Origin of the sequence: uncultured Nostoc sp., from assembly GCF_937863485.1 — a bacterium.
Taxonomy (GTDB): domain Bacteria; phylum Cyanobacteriota; class Cyanobacteriia; order Cyanobacteriales; family Nostocaceae; genus Nostoc.
In genome coordinates this window covers 26429-45112 of record NZ_CALMFY010000236.1, presented here as the reverse complement: position 1 = coordinate 45112, position 18684 = coordinate 26429, and the positions used below count along the sequence as shown (strand labels likewise).

Sequence of the window (18684 nt, the reverse complement as noted above, 5' to 3'; positions counted from 1 at the left end):
CGTTTCAACAGGCAACTTGAAAAGACTCAAGATAGCTATAGAGACAGGTTGATGTATCAGCGTATTGAGACAAATCAGAAATTATCGTCCTTTTTGATAAAGATAGTACAACTTTCACCTTTCGAGTGAAATATGGATAATTGCCCTCATTAGCTTCCTTCATAAGTTTTTGAAGAAAATAAAATAAAAACTCAATTTCAAACTTACCTCTAAAACTCTTTTGTCGAATATTGGATTGTAGCTCAGATATCTTAATATCTAGTTTCTGCTGAGGAATAATAGGTACATTCGTAAACCTCTCATATAAATCATCAATTGTATATTTTACTGTGATTTGATCTAAGTCAATATTCACAAAGCGCAACACACTAAGCCCCGAAATGTTTAGCTCACTAGACTGATCTCTTTGACAAGCTATCCAAGCATTTAGCAATTCAACTGCGTTATGAAAGTCTTCTTGTAGTTTAGTATAAAGAGAAATGCATCTTTGAAAGTTTTCATCTGACTCGGTTAGCTTAAATTCACTTCTCAAAATTTCAGAAAAGCATTGAACCGATGTATAGAAGTTTTCTACTGAATAACAAGGTGTTTCATATATCCTACTCAAACTCGTCTCTTTGATTGATATATCAAAATCTTTATCTACAAAATAAGCCGCTTTAACATTTGCATAATGCTTACGGGATGAGAGCATTCTGTGAATACCTAAAACACCCTCCTTACCATTGCAGCTAAGGTAAATATCTTTCTCAGGTCTTGTGATGTTCTTTATTCTAATCCCATAATACTTACTGTCTTCTCCCTCAAAGAAGCAATAAAGTGCAGACTCATACTGCTTGTAAAGTCTAGTAAATTCAGTGAAAATGACGACAGGTTTACCACGGGAAGCTCTTAAATTGTCTACTGACCTTCATTCCTCTCGCACAAAAATATCTAGATCATTGGCATTCAAATCTAACTCGTTATCAAAGATAAACGGGGAATGAGTGACTGCTAAAAGTAGCCTACATTTCCCTGACTTCAAAATATCCGGAAGTAAAAGCTTTTGCCATTCAATAGATAGTGATAATTCTGGCTCATCAAACAGTAAAATAAAGTCCTCAGAGGACTCCAAATAAATCTTGGAAAAGAGGGAGATGATTTGCTTTTCTCCAGATGAAAGATTTCTAATCTCAATCGGGCTGCTATTTCTGGTTTGGACTATAGATATATCTACATTAGCTTCATCATAAATAATACGTTTTTTATTTAAATACTCGTTGCAGATTGTGGCCAATTGGTTTATGGACTCATCTTTTTCTTTTTGCTGTTCATACAAACCAACTAATTTTGATAAAAAATAGACGAGCTGATCATATTGAGGAGAATTTATTTCTCCTGAACTTACTAGCTTTTCAATTCTTTCTCTATCAGATTTTGATATATTTTTTTCGCCAACACGACTTAAAACTATATTCAACGTGTCAGGCTTAATGCTGTCTCTCATTTCTTGATTAATTTCAATACCCTCAACAAACTGAGTTAAAATTTCACCCGTAACTTTTGAAAAGAGATTAAGTGCTGAGTCTTTAATAGCTTTTTTTATCTCATCAAACTTGCTAATGACATCATTCATTCCGAATTGAATAAGCTTACCTTCCCCCTCACTAAAGTTCAGGCGTTCAAATTTATCTTCTTCATACCCCAAGTTTTTTATATCTTCTTCGATCCTCCTATATGTTGGAAAATATAGAATAGATTCATTTAGATTTTTTTGAATAGTTTTTATATTTCTATCTATTTTACTTTTTTGATCTCCTTCTTTATCACTTCTAAGCCTCAAACTAATTTCTTCTGCTATTTCCATATATCTGGAGGGTAAGCCATATTTAGCTATCAGTTTAAACAAATCTCTGCGAACGAGTTCAGACGATGAACCTTTTTTAATTTCCATTTTAAATCTATCTATTTCTCGGCTAGGTAAATACGGTCTGAGCAAAGAAATGAATTGAAAAATATCATCTTGATTATATGATTTTAAATCACTTTTTTTGATATCGACACTGACTCCAGATTCAAACTCAAGAACTACTGAGTCAAAATCTATGGCGCTTAACTTGTGGAAATTGCAAGAGATTGAGTAGTATAAGGCATTTAAAATAGTAGTTTTACCGGAACCATTTTCTGCAATCAGAATAACGGCTTCCTTCTCAAAAGGAATTTTTACATTCTTAAAACCAAACAAGCCATTAATCGAAAATGATTTTAGCTTAGTTGAATTCAAATGATCGCCTAGCAACATAACTACAAGTTCCAGTAGCTAATGATTAAGATAACCGAAAAGTAACTCAAGTAGATTATTAATGAGTCTTTTGACGGTAAACAGCTTCTTAAGCATAGTCAATAACTGCTTACTCAGCGTAATGCTCTGCTGAAAACTCGTTACCCAGTCCTATTTTCTGCTTCAACAGTAACTTAAGGCGTTGTTGTCCGAATAAGAAAAGGCTCTCAAAACCTTTGATATCGCTGGACTGTGGCGATCATTGGTAAGGAATGCCGCGCTAAAATTTCATTACTTTAGTCTTTGTTCAAGCTTTTTTACCATTTGCTATGCTACTTTGAGGCGATCGCTCTCCTACCTCCATACAGAATCAAGCATTGCTCTCTAACCTCTGTAGCCTCTGCTCTACAATGAAGTGAAGAATCTAGCAGCTTAAACAGGGGATTTATTTATGTCCCACCCTACGCTCAGTAGCCAAGAAGTCGCCTGACGTGGAACAGTGCGTAAGTCCTATAAATCTTATATTTTGAAAGTGTATGTCTTTTAAAATAGGCGGCATAGTGGGAGCGATCGCTATTTTATTGAGTAATGGCAGTGCAATCGCCCAAGATGCATAAAGATATATCACTATTATTATAAGTAGGGGGAGCAGAGGAACAGAGGGGAAATAACCAATGCCCAATGCCCCTACCAAATGTACAGGTAGAAAATACTAAGGACAAAACAACGTGTCACGCGTATCTCGTCCTGTAATGGGATTAGTTCCTTTGGCAAGTTTGCACAATTTTTTTTGCTCATCGGAACGCAGCAGTGCATCAGTAAAATCTGCCCCGTCAATGATTGCACCATCAAATCTGGCGTTAGCAGCAAACGCGCCCTGCAACAGTGCATTTGTCAAATTTGCTCTGACTAAACGAGCTGAGTCTAAAGTGGCATTTGTCAAGTCAGAACCCTCCAAATTAGCAGACTCCAAATTTGCTGCAAAGAAACTGACACCGTGCAAATTAGCGTGGCTGAAGTTGCTCTGACGGAGATTAGCTTTGGTAAAGCTGGAGTCTGTTAAATCACGTCCGGAGAAATCAGTATCGACCAAAATTTCTTTATTATATTCGAGTGCCAAAGCTGTTGGAGCAAAACCTACGGTTGCGGTGATGCCAACTATTCCCCACAGAAATAAGCTGAGTATGTTTGCCCAAATCCGGGCGCTTAACTTAGAATTCATGCTATTTTTAGCCAATGGCGAACCCTCCTCCATCTCATTATCCTTGAGTCAGAGATGTTAGCGCAAAAATCCTTCAAAATTTTATGAATACTAATTCAAGTTCATACGACGATTTGAACATTGCCTTCGCACGACTTCAGGCTATTCAGTGGGATACGCTGGGAATGGGGGAGAAAGACGAAGCACTTACAGAACTGATGTTAGAATTTCTGTCGCGGGTAAGACAATGGGCAAAGTTTTTGCACAGCGAACAGAAGCATATTTTTGAAAATCTTGCTCTCCAGATTCGTCCTGACATGCAACTCCCATCTCCTCTAATGCAATGGTTGGAGGAGTTATGCAATAGCGAGCGGATACCCCTAGTACGTGGCAGAAGCTATGTTGCTTTAGGGGTAATAAATTACTTATTTTGGTGTCGTCTACGGGAATTTGATGCAGTCCCTGCAAATGGTCTTCCTGACCCTTATGAGCCATTCATCACTTTTCTGGAATGCGGTGGTGGCATATATGTCGAGCATCACTATTTTATGGATATTTACCCCAATTATGTTGACTTCATTTTGACTGTTGGGAATGCCACGCCATTCAGGGAAGAATAAGCACATCATGGGAGTATGATTTCGGCTAACTGCTAGAAACTCTTATTTTCCTGTTGAATTGAGTAATCAAATAACCCAGAATACTAAAGTTTATATGCATTGTCCAAATAGTGGTGAATTAGGAGAAGACCTAGTAGCCCAATGGTTGCAATCTACAGGTTGGATAATTCTCCATCGCCGCTTTTCTAGCCGCTGGGGAGAAATCGATATTATTGCCCAACATGATGCAAGAGTAGAGGAAGCTGGCGTTGCAGGGGAGCAGGAGAGCAGAAAAGCAGTAAGAGAACTCAGGACTCAGCACTCGATGCTGGCATTTGTTGAAGTCAAAACTCGCAGTTCAGGTAGTTGGGATGCAGGGGGAAGAAGCGCAATCACCCCACAAAAGCAAGCAAAAATCTGGCGGACAGCTGGAATATTCTTAGCCCAGTGCCCTGAGAAGGCAGATTATTCTTGCCGATTTGATGTTGCTATTGTTTACTGTCAAAGGATATCAAAAAATCTGACTGGGGTTAGAGCAACTCAGGAAGCTCTAGCTACTTCATCAGCAGCCGGATATAAGTTTAAGCTGCAAGAATACATTCTGGCAGCTTTCGACTCTTCAATTGATAATGGTTAATTGGTAATGGAAAAAATATCTTGATTACCAATAATTTTGTAGCGGCGTTACAACCAAGATCGGATCACGCCAAAGTTTCTGGACAGTAGCCCAAGCCCCGGACAAACTGTTGCCGGAAAGCTTCGATTTCGTCTCTCTCTGGACTACCATGAGAGACGATCGCTACCTGATAGCGACGCATCACGTCCACAGGGCACTGTCCCGCTTCCAAACTCCAAAGTGCCATTTGTACCCTCATTGGCGGCTCGTAGCTAATTCCTAATTCATTTAGAAAAGCCCGAAAGTCGCCATCTTCTTGAGGCGAGACTTGACCTTTGAGTTTGATCCTAACCACCCAGCCATCAATTTGATGAATTACGGTGACGAAAGAAACTGGTGTCTGGGGTCTAGCGTGCAGGTGTTGAACGACCCTCAGGGTTAGACTGGCATTTGCCAGATAATACAAGTATTCCATGTTTGTTGGTGCTTGGGATCAAAGCCAATCCTACATATCTATCTTCGTCAATCAGTACCTGTTCCCGGTAGGGTAAAATCCCCCGTTTTTAGATGGGGAGGTTTACCCAATTTTTATGTTAAGTTTTCCGTGTTACTTAATAGTATCAATCTTATAGCCTAGCGAGAAAATTGGGCGAAGATGCCTTAAAGTTCCTTTAGAAGGGAAAGCTCAAACCAGCTTTTTTAAGAGAGTATAAATACTAAATAAACCAAAAATTAGTTGAAGCCAATTTGAAAGACACCTCTAGCCCACAAGAAAAAGATTTGGAATTAGATTGCTCGGTAGCTGGCTATGACTACAAACTACCTCCAGAACTCATTGCCCAAAACCCAGCAGTTCCTAGAGATAGCTCACGGTTACTGGTGGTTAATTCTCTTACTACAACCACCGAAACAGCACCCCTACACCACATTTTCCATGATTTGCCTGCACTGCTTGGCTCTGGTGATTTGTTGGTTATGAACAATACAAAAGTTATTCCAGCGCGGCTTTATGGCCATAAATCCACTGGTGCTAAAATCCAAGTTTTGCTGTTGGAAGAACGGCAGTATAACTGTTGGTTAGCTTTAGTTAAGCCAGGAAAAAGCTTCAAACAGGGAGCGAAGATTATTTTTGAAGCAAGGCAATTGGGCATTAGGGATCAGGGATTAAGAATTGGGGATTGGGAAGATTCCTACCCAGTCCCCAATCCCCAACTCACAGCTACGGTTCTAGAAACAGACGCAGCAACCGGGGGGCGTTTGTTGCAATTTGATGTGCCAGAGGGAAAGTCTTTGGTGGAACTGTTAGAGGTATTTGGTGAAGTACCGCTACCACCGTACATCACTGCCTCGTCAGCAGCTGATGATCAATATCAGACAGTTTATGCCAAACAGCCAGGAGCGATCGCATCTCCGACAGCAGGACTACATTTTACTCCAGAATTATTACAAAAGTTGCGCGATCGCAAAATCAATCAAGCTTTTGTAACGCTGCACGTTGGTGTCGGCACATTTCGCCCTGTGGAAGTGGAGGATGTAACTACCCATCACATGCATGAAGAATGGATTGAAGTCCCCGCCACCACAGTAGAGCAAATCCGCGCCACTAAAGCAGATGGCGGTCGGATTATTGCTGTGGGAACAACGGCAGTACGAGCTTTAGAAGGGGCGGCTCAATCTGGGAATTTACAACCATTTTGTGGGAAAACAGACTTGTTTATTTATCCCGGCTACCAATGGCGGGTGGTTGATGGTCTGATTACCAATTTTCACCTGCCGCGTTCCAGTTTGCTGATGTTGGTAAGTGCGCTAATTGGCAGACAACGGTTATTGAATATATACAACGAAGCGATCGCTTCAGGGTATCGCTTTTATTCATTCGGCGATGCCATGCTAATTTTGCCAGAAGCCATAAGAATCCTAAGTCAGGCGTGAGGGCAATACAGTTCGCTGAAGTTTTAATCCGTCCACTGCGATTATTTGTGGGTTTTCTAGAAATGCTCCTGAGGTTTGAACTGTTATGAAAAGCTATAAACTTTGGTAAACAAGGAAAATGAGGAAATTACCTATTTCGGTATATTCTACTTGAGTTAGTTTAGAGTTGCTGCTGTTCAGTAACTCTTACTTTTTTTAGAGAATTGCAATATCGAAGACAAGTAATTTTATGCGTAATTTCACAATGTGTTGCACCGACAAGGAGAAAAAGAAGCAGCGATTACGGCTTATTGCCAAAGCCTTGTGATAAATCCCACAAGCGTAGCAGCGCTGTATGAACAAGCACAGCTAGAGGAAGCGATCGCAGCATACCAAAAAGCAATTAATTTAGATAGCAGCAATGCCAATGCTTATTTTAACTTAGCGATCGCCTCGGAAAAGCAAGGTCAAATAGAGCCTGCGATCGCCACTTATCGACAAGCCTTACAGCCATGCTAGGCATCCCGGAAACATGCGGTATGCAAGTGAGAGCAAAGGCAGCTTATTAAGGTAAAATCAGTAGGTTTTTCCAGGCAAGAGAAACTGGAGTTTATTATCCCTGCAAACCGAAAGTCTCTATTTTAAATAAAAACACACATGGTAGCCTATCTGTATGTTTTTATTTAATTCGGCTTTGTTTTAACACTGCTTTTTTCATGAGTGCAACACTTTACCAGCAAATCCAGGAATTTTACGATGCTTCCTCCGGGCTGTGGGAACAGATTTGGGGCGAACACATGCACCACGGCTATTACGGCGTCGATGGTACCCAGAAAAAAGACCGCCGTCAGGCTCAAATTGATTTAATCGAAGAACTGCTCAATTGGGCAGGGGTACAAGCAGCAGAAAATATCCTAGATGTGGGTTGTGGCATTGGCGGCAGTTCTTTATACCTTGCACAAAAGTTTAATGCTAAGGCTACAGGAATTACACTGAGTTCTGTGCAAGCCGCGAGAGCAACGGAACGCGCCCTGGAGGCTAATTTGAGTCTGAGAACACAGTTCCAAGTTGCAAATGCTCAAGCAATGCCTTTTGCTGACGATTCTTTTGACTTAGTTTGGTCACTGGAAAGCGGTGAACATATGCCAGACAAAAAGAAGTTTCTCCAGGAATGCTACCGAGTATTGAAGCCTGGTGGCAAGTTAATTATGGTGACTTGGTGTCATCGACCAACTGATGAGTCCCCACTAACGGCGGATGAACAAAAACACTTGCAGGATATTTATCGGGTGTATTGTTTGCCTTATGTGATTTCTTTGCCAGAGTACGAAGCGATCGCCCATCAACTACCATTACATAATATCCGCACTGCTGATTGGTCAACCGCTGTCGCCCCCTTTTGGAATGTGGTGATTGATTCCGCATTCACTCCCCAAGCGCTTTGGGGCTTACTAAATGCTGGTTGGGCTACCATCCAAGGGGCATTATCACTAGGATTAATGCGTCGCGGTTATCAGCGTGGGTTAATTCGGTTTGGCTTATTGTGCGGCAATAAGTAGGGGCGCACAGTTAGCTGTGCGCCCCTATCCCGTGGTGTATCTACATTTGCCCGCCCACTTACTTAATAAGCTCAAAGTTACAGGTTTGATTAAATACCAAATAGGAGCTTTTCGTATTCAGCCAGCGCCCGTTTGAAAGTATATTTGCTTTCGTAGACTTGACGTGCTTTCTCTCCCATCAACTTAACTTTTATACTATCACTAGCTAATTCATTGATTAAATTGGCAAGGTGTTGAGGGTTATTAGGAGAGGTATTAATACCGCAACCAGAATTTGTTAATAATTGGTCAATGTATGAGTTTGCTGAGGAGATAGCAATAATTCCCCTTCCTGCTGCTAACATACCGTAGAGTTTAGAAGGAGCTACTATTGATTCTGCGCCTGGTATTAAGCTGACCAATGAAAGGTCACAAGCGGTAAGAGAGAGGTGTAATATTTCTCTGGGCTGGTAAGGTAATAAGAGGATATTTTTTAGTTTGTTGGATTGAATTGCTTGCTTTACTACTTTTGTTTTAGCCCCATCACCAATAAAGACAAACTGAATAGGAGTATTTTTAAGTATATTGGCTGCTTCAGCAATGGTTTCTATATCATGCAATCTACCCAGATTACCTGAATATAAAACTGTAAAAACCTTGTCAAGGTTATACTGTTGAGCAAAATCATTTGCTTGTTTATCACAACTAATAATATCTTCTACTGCCCAATTCTCAATTACTTTGATTTTTTCTTTTAACTCCGGATATTTATTCTCCAAAAAACACTGCATGGAAGTACTGAGGACAATAATATTGTCAGCATATTTGTAAGTTAAATAAATTAATTTTTTTAAAAATATAACTGAAAAGCTATTTTGCTGAATAATGCCAGACATCACAGCAGATTCTGGAAAGATATCTTGGAGTAAAAAATGATATTTTCCACCACGAACAATTTTAAAAATAGTGCCTAAAATTCCAGCATATGGTGGATTAGAAGCGATTAAAAGTGGCGTAGGGCGAGGTAGTAATATCACATATTTTAAAGCATCTAAAAGAAAAAATATTGAGCTAATAATTTTACTTAAAATGCTAGTGCTGGCTGCAATAGGAGAGAAGGCACGGTTGATTATGGCTTGATTTGATAATTCAGGAGTAGTGTCTTTTGCCTGAGTCCCTGTGAATATATTTATCTGATAGCCTTTTTGGGAAAGTCCTTTGGCTAAATCGGTCATTAGTTGGGCAGTAGCAGCATGGCTAGGGTAGAAGTATTGAGTGATAATTGTAATTTGTTCCATGTATTTATTGTGGAATCATCAAAGAGCTAATCCAGATTTTTTACGTCTCAGTTCTATGATTTTGACTACTATCATAAATTCATACATGGCATAGAGGAGACAGAAAATAAGAGCCGTTATTCCTTCTAAAAAACCTAATCTTATAAAATACATCTGTATAAATCTGATAATGGGGCGTATAAACCAAAGTTTAGCTGCTAATAATCTAAGTTTTAGTTTGCGTTCAGTTCCTAGAGCAGATGCTTTGCCTGTTTCCAAAAATTCCACAACTTTTTGAGCATCCCAAGAAGAATAACGATCATGCCGTTCTAACCAATCTCTAAATCCTTTAGAATTAGCATAATGATCATAAGGAATATTAATTTTCCCAACTTTAGCACCTGAAGCAAAGTGTTCCCAAACACCACCTATAAAAGTGACTTCTCCTAGTTTAAGTAAACGGGAATGCCAATTAGGATATCCTTGTGTAAGTTTGAGCCATTTACCCCAAAACAGATAACGCGCAGGTAGCTCATAAGCATTATATTGTTGATTACTGGCAGAACATACACGCTGAATTTCTGTTGCTAAATTGGATGGAATAACCTCATCAGCATCTATAAATAGCACCCATTCACTCTTTAAATTACAATTTTGTAAAGCCCAGTTGCGCTGCTCAGAAATTTTGAACGGTAGAGATGGAATATGGGTAAACACTTTGGCTCCCAGTGATTCTGCCAATTGTATTGTTCCGTCAGTGCTGCCTGAGTCTAAGACAATAACTTCGTCACACCACTGTAAAGATTCTATACACCGTTTAAGATTGCAAACTTCATTTTTAGTAAGAATAGCTGCACTAATATCTGAATTCATAGGTAGTTATTCTCTTGTACAATAGAAGTAGCCAAGGTGTTTGTGATCTGCTCGCTTCACTAGAAAGCCCTGTGATTGTAAAATCTTCTCTAGTTCATCTGGATTACCTTTATCTGGATGATATTCTAATGCCATACTTTTAACAGCTTGAGTCCAAGATAAATCTCCTTGGAATAAATGAAATTCACCACCTTCAACGTCACATTTCAAAAAGTCACAAGTTCCTACAGTTTCTATATATTCATAAATATTAAATTTTTGTATTTTAGGAGTGGATTTTAATAAGGATTGTGTCCAATCATCATAGAATCCACCAACTACGGCACATTTAACTACTAGACGATTTTCATATAAATTTTGTTTAACATTATGTTTAATGATATTGACAAATTTTGATTGTGCTTCTACTGCATAAACTTGTGCTTGAGGTGCTTCAGCAAGTGCAAATATTGTAAATGCTCCACCATTTGCTCCTAAATCTAATATGTATTTTGCATCTTTTAATTTACGTGTTTCAGTGTAACATAAATGACCATATACTTCACGTATAACTCCAAAATCAATGTTTTTGAAATAAAGTCTTTTATCATTAAACGTTATACTAAATGATTCATTTAAACTTTTATCTAATACTCCTAAACTTTTGGTTTTTATTAAAACATTAAAATATTTTGTTATTCCTGATATCCAACGAATATATAAAGGTAAAGGGAGAAGTTTTTTAACTATCAGTAGCTCATTAGAGAAACGATATAAATTATTAAGCACAATGGTTATCTCTGATGCGAATATAATAATTTTTTGTGTCCATAGAAGTTTTATCAATTGAGAAAATATTTTTTATCCATGCTCTGGATTTAAATTTTAGGGTTTGCATTTTGCAAGAAAATTGAATCAATTCCCCAATAGCCTCAGTCCACTCTGATGCAACTCTAGAACGTACCCACCCCACGCCACCTTCAGCTACCTCATCATGTAGCCCAACTTTGTCGGAAATTAAAACAGGACATTTACAGGCTAGAGACTCGACAACGACATTACCAAAATTTTCATGACGGCTGGGCAAGACAAACAAATTAGCAGCAGAGTATATTGCTGGCAGTGTCTTAGGTTCGCATCTTTCTAGAAAGATAACTCTGTCTGATAGATTTGCAGATTGAAAATGCTGCTGTAGTTTTGCTTTAGTACCATCATCATCACCGCCGACAAAAACCATCCGCCATTTGAGATGTCGTAACGGTGCTAAAGCCTGAGGTAATAAATCTAACCCTTTTTTATGGTGGAGACGGCCTATATTCAAAAGGATAAAGTCATCTTCATTAAGGTTTTGAGATTTACGCCATGCTTTTGCTGCTTCTAAAGCAGGTTGCCAAAATTCAGTGTTTAAGCCATTGGGAACGATAAAAGATTTTCCTGGTAGTTTTAGCCAACGACACTCCTGTAATTCTTGCTTGCTAGTGTAGTGGATACCATCTGCATTTGTCACATTGAAGCGTTCTTGCCATAAATAATACAGTATTTTTTTAGCTGTTTTCTGCTGCCAGGAGTAAGGTCCAAGTGCGCCTCTAGGGGAAACAACATAAGGAACACCTTGATTTTTGGCTGCTTTGCAAGCCGCTCCACTAGTACGCTGCCAAACACCTGTGACATGGATAATGTCAAATTCCCTGGCTCTTGCTGTTACTGCTTCCTCCATACCTGGGCAATGAATACCAATTCCTGGTTCTTGCTGAAAATATGTGACTTTGACTCCATTACGGATGACTGGCTGATTGAGGGGCAATTCTGATTGATTATTTAACCCAGCATTAGAAGTAAACACTTCTACTTGATGACCAAGGGCGGCTAATCCTTCACAAAGTTGGCTAACACTAAGTACAGGGCCACCGAACTGCCAAGCGGGGGCGTAAACGGGGATGTAGTGCAGAATCTTGAGTTGGTTTTGCATTACTAGCTAGCTATGATTTTGCAGATAAAACCCAAGGCTCGTCAGCGCCCAGTAACGACGAACTTGTTTTGTCGGGTCGCTAATTTTTAAATCATGTTCTACTCGGTCAGCATTTAGTTGAAAGCCGTGAGCTTGATTAAGGTGAGTAAAAGCTGCGTGTAAACAGTCTCGCAGAGGCCCGCTTAAATACATTGCATAATCTAAATCGAAGCCTGTTTTCTGACGGTTCAGAGCGTGCTGTAAGGTTGGTGGAATCTGACCAGATAAAAGGGGCTTTTTCTGTTTTTTAGTTGTTCGTTTCTCACTCCAAGGAATTTGCATTACTTTTTCTATATAGCGCCTACCTAAATAGGGTACGCGTAGTTCTTGCTGATTCGCCATTGTAGCCCAGTCGCTATCTCTTAGTAAGGTATTTCTCAGATAGCCTTTAATTTCACCAAGAGAAATTAAAGTCTCCACATCAAGATTAAGTTTGTTATCTGTATCATCATCCCAATTTGCCACTGGATTGTAAAAATCTGGTGCTACAGTCCAAAAGTCAGATATTTGCTTAGGGGTAAAGAAACGCCGCGTTTCTCTTAACATTCTGGAAGGTGAATCTATTTGCTGGAATAAAAGATTTAATCTTTCTTGATAAATAGAATTCTTACGCCAGCCCTTGATATTTTCTATCCAAGGCAGAAGTAGAGACTTCATGCCACCCAAACACTTTCCTAGTTGATATAACTTTGGTATGGAAACAAAATGACGATAGCCACCATGTAACTCATCTGCACCACAACCACTAAGAACAACGGTTATACCATGTTGTAATGAAGCTCTAGAAATAAGATAAGTATTTGTACCATCTGATGATGGTTGATCCATTGCTGTAAAGCTATCAACTAACCAAGTACTTAGCGTTTTATGAGATAGATAAGCTACATGATGTTTTAGCTGGAGTTTTTGTGCAGTCATAGCTGCCAAATTACTCTCATCTTTAGTAGAGTCTTGTAAATCGAAGGTAAAAGTGGAGAGATGACCTTGCATAACTGGAGCTAGCATACTAGCAAGCACTGTACTGTCTATCCCGGCTGACAAAAATAAACCCACAGGAACATCAGCAATGAGTTGCTCTTTAAGAGTATCTAGCAAAACTTCGGTATGACTTATGTGAGATGTCGGTTTTCCTATGTGATTGCATACGTGTTGGGCTAAATTCCAATAACGAATAGGGGTAGATATAGTGGCTAAGTCTGTCTGCAAATCAATATAAGCATAATGAGCAGGGGGAAAAGCCTTAATCGCTTGTCGGATAGTCCGTGGCTCTTGGATGCTGCCAGATATTAAATACTCATAGATACTCTGTTCATCCCAGTCTGTTGCTACTAATCCAGACGTAATTAATGCCCGTACTTCCGATGCTAAAGCAATGCCTCCGCCGCGAGTTTGAGCATAGTATAGTGGTTTAATTCCAATGTGATCCCGTGCTACTAACAGGCGTTGTTGAATAGAGTCAAACAATAAAAAAGCAAACATACCGTCTAGGCGTTCTACTATTTGCTCACCCCAGACACGATAACCTAATAACAAAACTTCTGTATCACTATGAGAGGTAAACTCTATACCCTGTGCTTTCAATTCTTGGCGTAGTTCCAAGAAGTTATAAATTTCCCCGTTAAAAATAATCACATTACCTGTTTTTACATCTACCATAGGCTGATGCCCAGCAGGACTAAGGTCAAGAATTGCCAGACGAGTATGCAGTAAGTGAATGTGGTTTGCTCCTACATTTCTTTGCCATGTACCTTGGGAATCAGGGCCTCGATGATGCAGAGCAGCTAATACATTTGATGAATTAAAGTCTCCTCTGCCTATGTAACCGTATATACCGCACATGTGTTTAAGGATTTGATTGGTAAATTGAGCAATATAACTGTGATTTTGAGCAGAGTTTTTGAGTGATTCTTGAATTGCAATTCAGAAAACTTTTCACACGTTAAATGCTTGCAATATTTCGTCGTAAATCTGATGACACCTCCGCTCAAAATTTTCATAGGAAAAATACTCTAATCCTTGTGGTATTACTCCTTTGGGACGCTTTAATGCCTCTAGAATTCCCGCCTTTACTTCTTCTGGATCATCAGGATTAACAAGAATGCCTAGTAAACCATTTCGTACTGCCTCACGACTGCCATCAACTTTACTCGCAACTACGGGAATACCGCAAGCCATTGCTTCTAAAAAAACAAAGCCAAATCCTTCTCCCTTACTCGGCATCACATAAACATCTGCTAGGCGATAGTGGTCGGCTTTTTTGGCTTCAGAAATAAATCCTGTGAAAATCACTTTTGCCTGAAGATTAAGCGATCGCACTTTTTCTTCTAATCTCTCTCTATCCGATCCTTCTCCCACTATTAAGTAGGATAAATTAGGAATTATTTCACTCAATTTAGGCAGCAACTCGATTACTTCATCAAACCCCTTATATCGTTCATAAGAGTCCAAGCGTCCCAATGTCATCAGAACTATCTTCTCCTTCAGTCCATACTGGGAAATAAGTTCATAATTTTTGTCATCATGCCTATACTGGTCAAGAGCGATCGCATTTGGCAGTAAAAATTGTTGCACTTTGGGTATATTTGCCCAAGATTGAAAGCGATCCAATGTAATTTGGCTGATAGAGACAACATAATCTACTGCTGGAAGACAATAGTTAACTAGGCTATTATGAGGCTTCCAGGCTTCGATGCCATAGATTTCTAGAAGGATAGGCGCTTTTGTCCACAGTTTAACTAGCCAGGCAAGTGGTAGCATATAAAGATGACCACAGACAATTAAATTGAATTTGGGGTTGGCTCTGATAGTATGAAAAATGGTACAAATGTAAGCCAACTTACCTTTTATTCCTGAAGTAATATATGTGAGTTTCTGAGGCAAAGTTTCTATACGATCAACAACGTTCCGGGGAATAGCTACTACTTCATGACAGTTCTCAGCACTACAGAGACAGTTAATAAAGTCTCGGTTGTACTGTGAGATACCCCCGCGCCCTCCAAAGGCATCTGTTAACAAAAAAAATATCCTCATTTTTTTAAAGAAATGATAAAAATTCCTAATTAAAGTCTTGATAAAAAGTGTTAAGCTTACTTTTATAGAATTTCTTGCTAGGTTTTTTACTATACACTTTTAATTTTTTTTGTTGTTGCTTCTAGCACAAATATCAAAGCCCATATCAACAAACCATCTCTAATAAAATTGTAAGTTACAACGCTAATGCATCCAAGAATACTTGGAGCATAAAGTACAGAGCAAGTGTAAGCAAAAGATATCCTTAAAGTTATTTTTAGTAATTGTTTTTTTAACCTGCCAATATATCCACTTAGTTTTGTTAAGTAGAAAGACATAATTAGTGAAAACATAAAAACTGCTACATAACCTCCCCTCTCAAAAGCATCAGCCATAGAAGTTATAGGTGCGTTAGTAAATTGAGTGATATATACACCATATTCATCTCTTAATCTTTCCCCTCCATCATCCATAGGCTCTTTGTCGCCTATAATTTTAGGCATAAATGCTGTTGCAATACGCTCAAAGTTGCGTAACCCAATATAAGATCCAGTCTCAGCAACATGATCGATTACTATTTGTCCTGTAGGCTCTGCGATTCTCGTAAAAGTACTATAAAGAGGATCATCATAATCAGATCCTGTTGCTTCTAAATTTCCAGTGGCAGCTTTACCTATAAGTGTTATACGAGTAACTAGATTTATAGATTCACTAAAATCTAAGTTTCCTCTAACATTGCCAATTATAATAGTAAAAAACAAAACAAATGGGATTGAAATTACAATAAATTTTTTGATATCTTTAGACTTAAGCTTTGAATAAAAGCTTCCTAAAATGGTATAAATAAGCATCCGAATACTCATGCCACGTCCACCAGTTAGACTAGCTATTAGCATACAGAAAAGCACAATTATTAGATTAACAATATTTGATTGATTCAGAAGTGGTCGATTTAAGCGAAATCCTAAGAATACAAAAAATAAATACTGCAATGTACTAAAAGCACTTAAAAAGTATAATATGGTTCCAGGCTCCACCATGTTTCCAATCTGTTGCCTAGCGAAAAAACCACCACTTAAATAATTGACAACAAGAAAAAATACAAAAATTGCACCAGTTATTTGAAATCCTTTAGAGGTTAATTCATTTGTGATTGGTTCATTATAATTTAAGCTTTTCGACTGAGATTTTTTAAAAGGTTCAGCAATTAAAGTACCTATTAAACTTCCCCACATTATTAGGTTAATCAAAACCATTGTAACTACGGTATGAGTCCCAATATTGAAGCCTTTTGGAGATAGAAAATATATGCAACCTAAGAACCCAATGACCCAACAAATAAATTGACTGATTGAATAGCTTATTGATAGCATCCGAGTTTCCAAACTTCCATCTAACACTGACAATCGCATCATCAGAATTAAAGGAATAGCAGCAAAAATTCCCAAAGACAATTCAAAAAGGCTAAAAAAACCTGGAATAACTGAAAATATTAGTAGAAATACTAATGTTGTGTCTAAATAAGAAAGTTTATTCATTTTTGTGAATGTAGTAGTTCTGTAACTTATCATCCCATATCCATTTAGTTGGACAAAAAACTAGAATTCGTCAACTTCTAGTTTAGATTTGATGTTAATCTTGACTATAAAAATCCATTTGATTTTTGAAAATCCAAGCTGACTAAAAGGTTGCCGAAGAAAACTTTGGTTTTCAGTATACTTAGCAAGACTCAAGTCGGATGCTTATAGCTTAAAGATGTAAATTTATAAAATAGTTTAATTAGTCTATAACGCACATCTATAGATAAATATTGCCATTGCCATAAATATAGTCCTATCAAAATTATTCCTCCAACTATTGATGCAATTAAGGGACTCAACCAATATAGTCCTACAGACATATAAGTCAACCCCACTATGACAACAGCAAAAAAAGCTGAAACAATTCTAGTAAAGAGTAAGTTACCACCCAGACTTCTCAGTTCTAAGATGGTGTAAATTGTTGCCATTATTCCTGAACCAATGATTTCACTACAGACTATTGCTATACCTACCGCAACCAAGCCATATTTAGCCAAAAAAAGGCTAGTTATGCCTAAAATAATTGCCGTTTGCACAACCGCAATTGTTGTTTGTGCTTTTATATGATTAATCCCCATTAGATAAATGCTTTGAGGATTACCAAAGTTTTTTAGCGAAATTGACCAAGCTAATATTAGGTAAAGCACCCAATTAAAGCTGATTTGACCTCTTGTCCAATGTAAATATATTGGCTCGATACATGGTAGTGTAATCACTAAGCCAAGATTAATTAATAAGCCCCCTGACCACCAAGCCGTAGAAATCATATCTGCTAATTTTTTATGTTCACCCTGAGTATGATAGCGGGTCATCTCAGGTATTAATGACATGGTTACAATTGCAGTTCCCGCTAAAAAAATATTAGTAATAGTTCGCATAGTGCTAAGTACAGGAATAAATGCTGCTCCAACTATGCCAGACACAAATAAAGTTAACCCATTATTTTGTAATTGTGATAAAAATCCTACACCTGTAATAAAAAACGATTTAGAAACATTAGTAAATGCTATTCTCCAACTACCATTAGTCCAAAAGGGATAAAGGTTATGAAAAATTTGATATACTTCTCTAAAGAAAAATATGTATACAATTAAGGAAACCAAACTGCTAGCGATACAAGCTACCAGTAGTTTTCCTCCTAATATAGCAGTCAATAAAATACTAGTTACTTTAAAAAACTGTATAATTATTCCCCAGGTGGTAAACCTTACATACATTCCAAGTGGTAAGTAAAGACGAGATAGAATACCCCCAACAGAACCAGTTAATATCCATGTCACTACTAAAACAATAAGTGCAACTCCAATTTCTTGATTTTCTGTTATTACTGAATTACTTCCTAAAATTTTTTCTATAAAACCAAAAGCTATTATTCCAATTAATATTATTAATTGCAAACAGCCTAATATTCCCGCCATCCAAATACTAGAAGCTAATGTCTGTTTTAATTTTTTTGTATCAGATCCAGTTATGTAAAACTTAGTTAACTCGTTACCAACATAGTTTTGATGACCATTATCAATAGTTTGCAATAAACTTAGAAATGCAGATATCGTTAGCCATAATCCATAACTCTCGACACCCCAAAATTTAATGAGAATTGGGACAATTAAAACAGTCTGACCCAAATTGAAAGCAAATGAGAAAATATTAACAACAATGCCATTTAAAGCACGTCTTTCTACATTCATACATAAATACCTTGATGGGGTTCATTTCACGGATTACTGATAAGAAAACATCAACATACTGTATTATTTTTAGATTTAATAAATGTAACATCTTGAGAAATATAGTATTTTGCAATAAATTTGAGGATAACTTTAGTATGAT

The 18684-nt window shown here is 38.0% G+C and carries 16 protein-coding genes and 1 pseudogene; 5 read left to right on the top strand and 12 right to left on the bottom strand.

Annotated elements, in window-relative coordinates; genetic code table 11:
* Window positions 1-4: 4 nt before the first annotated feature.
* The 3 genes from Q0541_RS32100 to Q0541_RS32090 form a co-directional block, all read right to left on the bottom strand.
* Window positions 5-865 (bottom strand): DUF4435 domain-containing protein, encoded by an 861-nt coding sequence (locus Q0541_RS32100; protein ID WP_298920754.1) that lies wholly within the window; start codon window positions 863-865, stop codon window positions 5-7.
* Between the two features lie 45 nt (window positions 866-910).
* Complete coding sequence (locus Q0541_RS32095; RefSeq protein ID WP_298920668.1) at window positions 911-2281, bottom strand: AAA family ATPase; 1371 nt, start codon at window positions 2279-2281, stop codon at window positions 911-913.
* A 691-nt stretch (window positions 2282-2972) separates the two neighbouring features.
* On the bottom strand, window positions 2973-3482 hold the full coding sequence (locus tag Q0541_RS32090) for a pentapeptide repeat-containing protein (RefSeq protein ID WP_298920666.1): 510 nt from the start codon (window positions 3480-3482) through the stop codon (window positions 2973-2975).
* A gap of 83 nt (window positions 3483-3565) precedes the next feature.
* Between Q0541_RS32090 and Q0541_RS32085 the strand changes: the two genes are divergently transcribed.
* Window positions 3566-4081, top strand: coding sequence for a hypothetical protein (locus Q0541_RS32085; protein ID WP_298920664.1), 516 nt, complete (start codon window positions 3566-3568; stop codon window positions 4079-4081).
* Between the two features lie 94 nt (window positions 4082-4175).
* Window positions 4176-4697 (top strand): YraN family protein, encoded by a 522-nt coding sequence (locus tag Q0541_RS32080; RefSeq protein WP_298920662.1) that lies wholly within the window; start codon window positions 4176-4178, stop codon window positions 4695-4697.
* 64 nt (window positions 4698-4761) lie between these two features.
* Here the strand turns inward: Q0541_RS32080 and Q0541_RS32075 are convergent, their stop codons facing one another.
* Window positions 4762-5151, bottom strand: coding sequence for a hypothetical protein (locus Q0541_RS32075; RefSeq protein WP_012412259.1), 390 nt, complete (start codon window positions 5149-5151; stop codon window positions 4762-4764).
* A gap of 245 nt (window positions 5152-5396) precedes the next feature.
* On the opposite strand from Q0541_RS32075, the gene queA reads away from it, so the two are divergent.
* From queA to Q0541_RS32060, 3 genes and pseudogenes are all read left to right on the top strand, one after another.
* Entirely contained in the window at window positions 5397-6608 is a 1212-nt protein-coding gene (gene queA, locus Q0541_RS32070) for a tRNA preQ1(34) S-adenosylmethionine ribosyltransferase-isomerase QueA (RefSeq protein ID WP_298920751.1), read from the top strand.
* Between the two features lie 249 nt (window positions 6609-6857).
* Window positions 6858-7097 (top strand): annotated as a pseudogene (locus Q0541_RS32065) (tetratricopeptide repeat protein); the annotation flags it as partial.
* Window positions 7098-7303: 206 nt separating this feature from the next.
* Entirely contained in the window at window positions 7304-8146 is an 843-nt protein-coding gene (locus tag Q0541_RS32060; protein ID WP_298920649.1) for a methyltransferase domain-containing protein, read from the top strand.
* An 89-nt stretch (window positions 8147-8235) separates the two neighbouring features.
* Here Q0541_RS32060 and Q0541_RS32055 read toward each other — a convergent pair whose 3' ends face one another.
* The 8 genes from Q0541_RS32055 to Q0541_RS32020 form a co-directional block, all read right to left on the bottom strand.
* Window positions 8236-9423, bottom strand: coding sequence for a glycosyltransferase family 4 protein (locus Q0541_RS32055; RefSeq protein WP_298920647.1), 1188 nt, complete (start codon window positions 9421-9423; stop codon window positions 8236-8238).
* An 18-nt stretch (window positions 9424-9441) separates the two neighbouring features.
* Window positions 9442-10275: a glycosyltransferase family 2 protein gene (locus tag Q0541_RS32050; RefSeq protein WP_298920645.1), complete on the bottom strand. Its 834-nt coding sequence runs from the start codon at window positions 10273-10275 to the stop codon at window positions 9442-9444.
* Between the two features lie 6 nt (window positions 10276-10281).
* The gene (locus Q0541_RS32045; RefSeq protein ID WP_298920643.1) at window positions 10282-11043 is read right to left on the bottom strand and encodes an FkbM family methyltransferase; all 762 of its coding nucleotides are present in this window, start codon (window positions 11041-11043) and stop codon (window positions 10282-10284) included.
* On the bottom strand, window positions 11036-12223 hold the full coding sequence (locus tag Q0541_RS32040; protein ID WP_298920640.1) for a glycosyltransferase: 1188 nt from the start codon (window positions 12221-12223) through the stop codon (window positions 11036-11038). Before Q0541_RS32040 ends, Q0541_RS32045 begins: the two co-directional genes overlap by 8 nt.
* A 6-nt stretch (window positions 12224-12229) precedes the next feature.
* The gene (gene asnB / locus Q0541_RS32035) at window positions 12230-14101 is read right to left on the bottom strand and encodes an asparagine synthase (glutamine-hydrolyzing) (RefSeq protein WP_298920638.1); all 1872 of its coding nucleotides are present in this window, start codon (window positions 14099-14101) and stop codon (window positions 12230-12232) included.
* Window positions 14102-14194: 93 nt separating this feature from the next.
* Window positions 14195-15292 carry a glycosyltransferase family 4 protein gene (locus Q0541_RS32030; RefSeq protein WP_298920636.1) on the bottom strand — a complete coding sequence of 366 codons (1098 nt, stop codon included), beginning with the start codon at window positions 15290-15292 and terminating at the stop codon, window positions 14195-14197.
* Between the two features lie 89 nt (window positions 15293-15381).
* The gene (locus Q0541_RS32025; protein WP_298920634.1) at window positions 15382-16809 is read right to left on the bottom strand and encodes a hypothetical protein; all 1428 of its coding nucleotides are present in this window, start codon (window positions 16807-16809) and stop codon (window positions 15382-15384) included.
* Between the two features lie 191 nt (window positions 16810-17000).
* The gene (locus Q0541_RS32020) at window positions 17001-18542 is read right to left on the bottom strand and encodes a hypothetical protein (RefSeq protein WP_298920632.1); all 1542 of its coding nucleotides are present in this window, start codon (window positions 18540-18542) and stop codon (window positions 17001-17003) included.
* Between the last annotated feature and the right edge of the window lie 142 nt (window positions 18543-18684).

Coding starts and splice junctions, on each gene's coding strand:
- Q0541_RS32095 (WP_298920668.1), bottom strand. CDS start 2,281: ATGTTGCTAGGCGATCATTTGAATTCAACTAAGCTAAAATCATTTTCG.
- Q0541_RS32090 (WP_298920666.1), bottom strand. CDS start 3,482: ATGAATTCTAAGTTAAGCGCCCGGATTTGGGCAAACATACTCAGCTTA.
- Q0541_RS32085 (WP_298920664.1), top strand. CDS start 3,566: ATGAATACTAATTCAAGTTCATACGACGATTTGAACATTGCCTTCGCA.
- Q0541_RS32080 (WP_298920662.1), top strand. CDS start 4,176: ATGCATTGTCCAAATAGTGGTGAATTAGGAGAAGACCTAGTAGCCCAA.
- Q0541_RS32075 (WP_012412259.1), bottom strand. CDS start 5,151: ATGGAATACTTGTATTATCTGGCAAATGCCAGTCTAACCCTGAGGGTC.
- Q0541_RS32060 (WP_298920649.1), top strand. CDS start 7,304: ATGAGTGCAACACTTTACCAGCAAATCCAGGAATTTTACGATGCTTCC.
- Q0541_RS32055 (WP_298920647.1), bottom strand. CDS start 9,423: ATGGAACAAATTACAATTATCACTCAATACTTCTACCCTAGCCATGCT.
- Q0541_RS32050 (WP_298920645.1), bottom strand. CDS start 10,275: ATGAATTCAGATATTAGTGCAGCTATTCTTACTAAAAATGAAGTTTGC.
- Q0541_RS32040 (WP_298920640.1), bottom strand. CDS start 12,223: ATGCAAAACCAACTCAAGATTCTGCACTACATCCCCGTTTACGCCCCC.
- asnB (WP_298920638.1), bottom strand. CDS start 14,101: ATGTGCGGTATATACGGTTACATAGGCAGAGGAGACTTTAATTCATCA.
- Q0541_RS32030 (WP_298920636.1), bottom strand. CDS start 15,292: ATGAGGATATTTTTTTTGTTAACAGATGCCTTTGGAGGGCGCGGGGGT.
- Q0541_RS32025 (WP_298920634.1), bottom strand. CDS start 16,809: ATGAATAAACTTTCTTATTTAGACACAACATTAGTATTTCTACTAATA.
- Q0541_RS32020 (WP_298920632.1), bottom strand. CDS start 18,542: ATGAATGTAGAAAGACGTGCTTTAAATGGCATTGTTGTTAATATTTTC.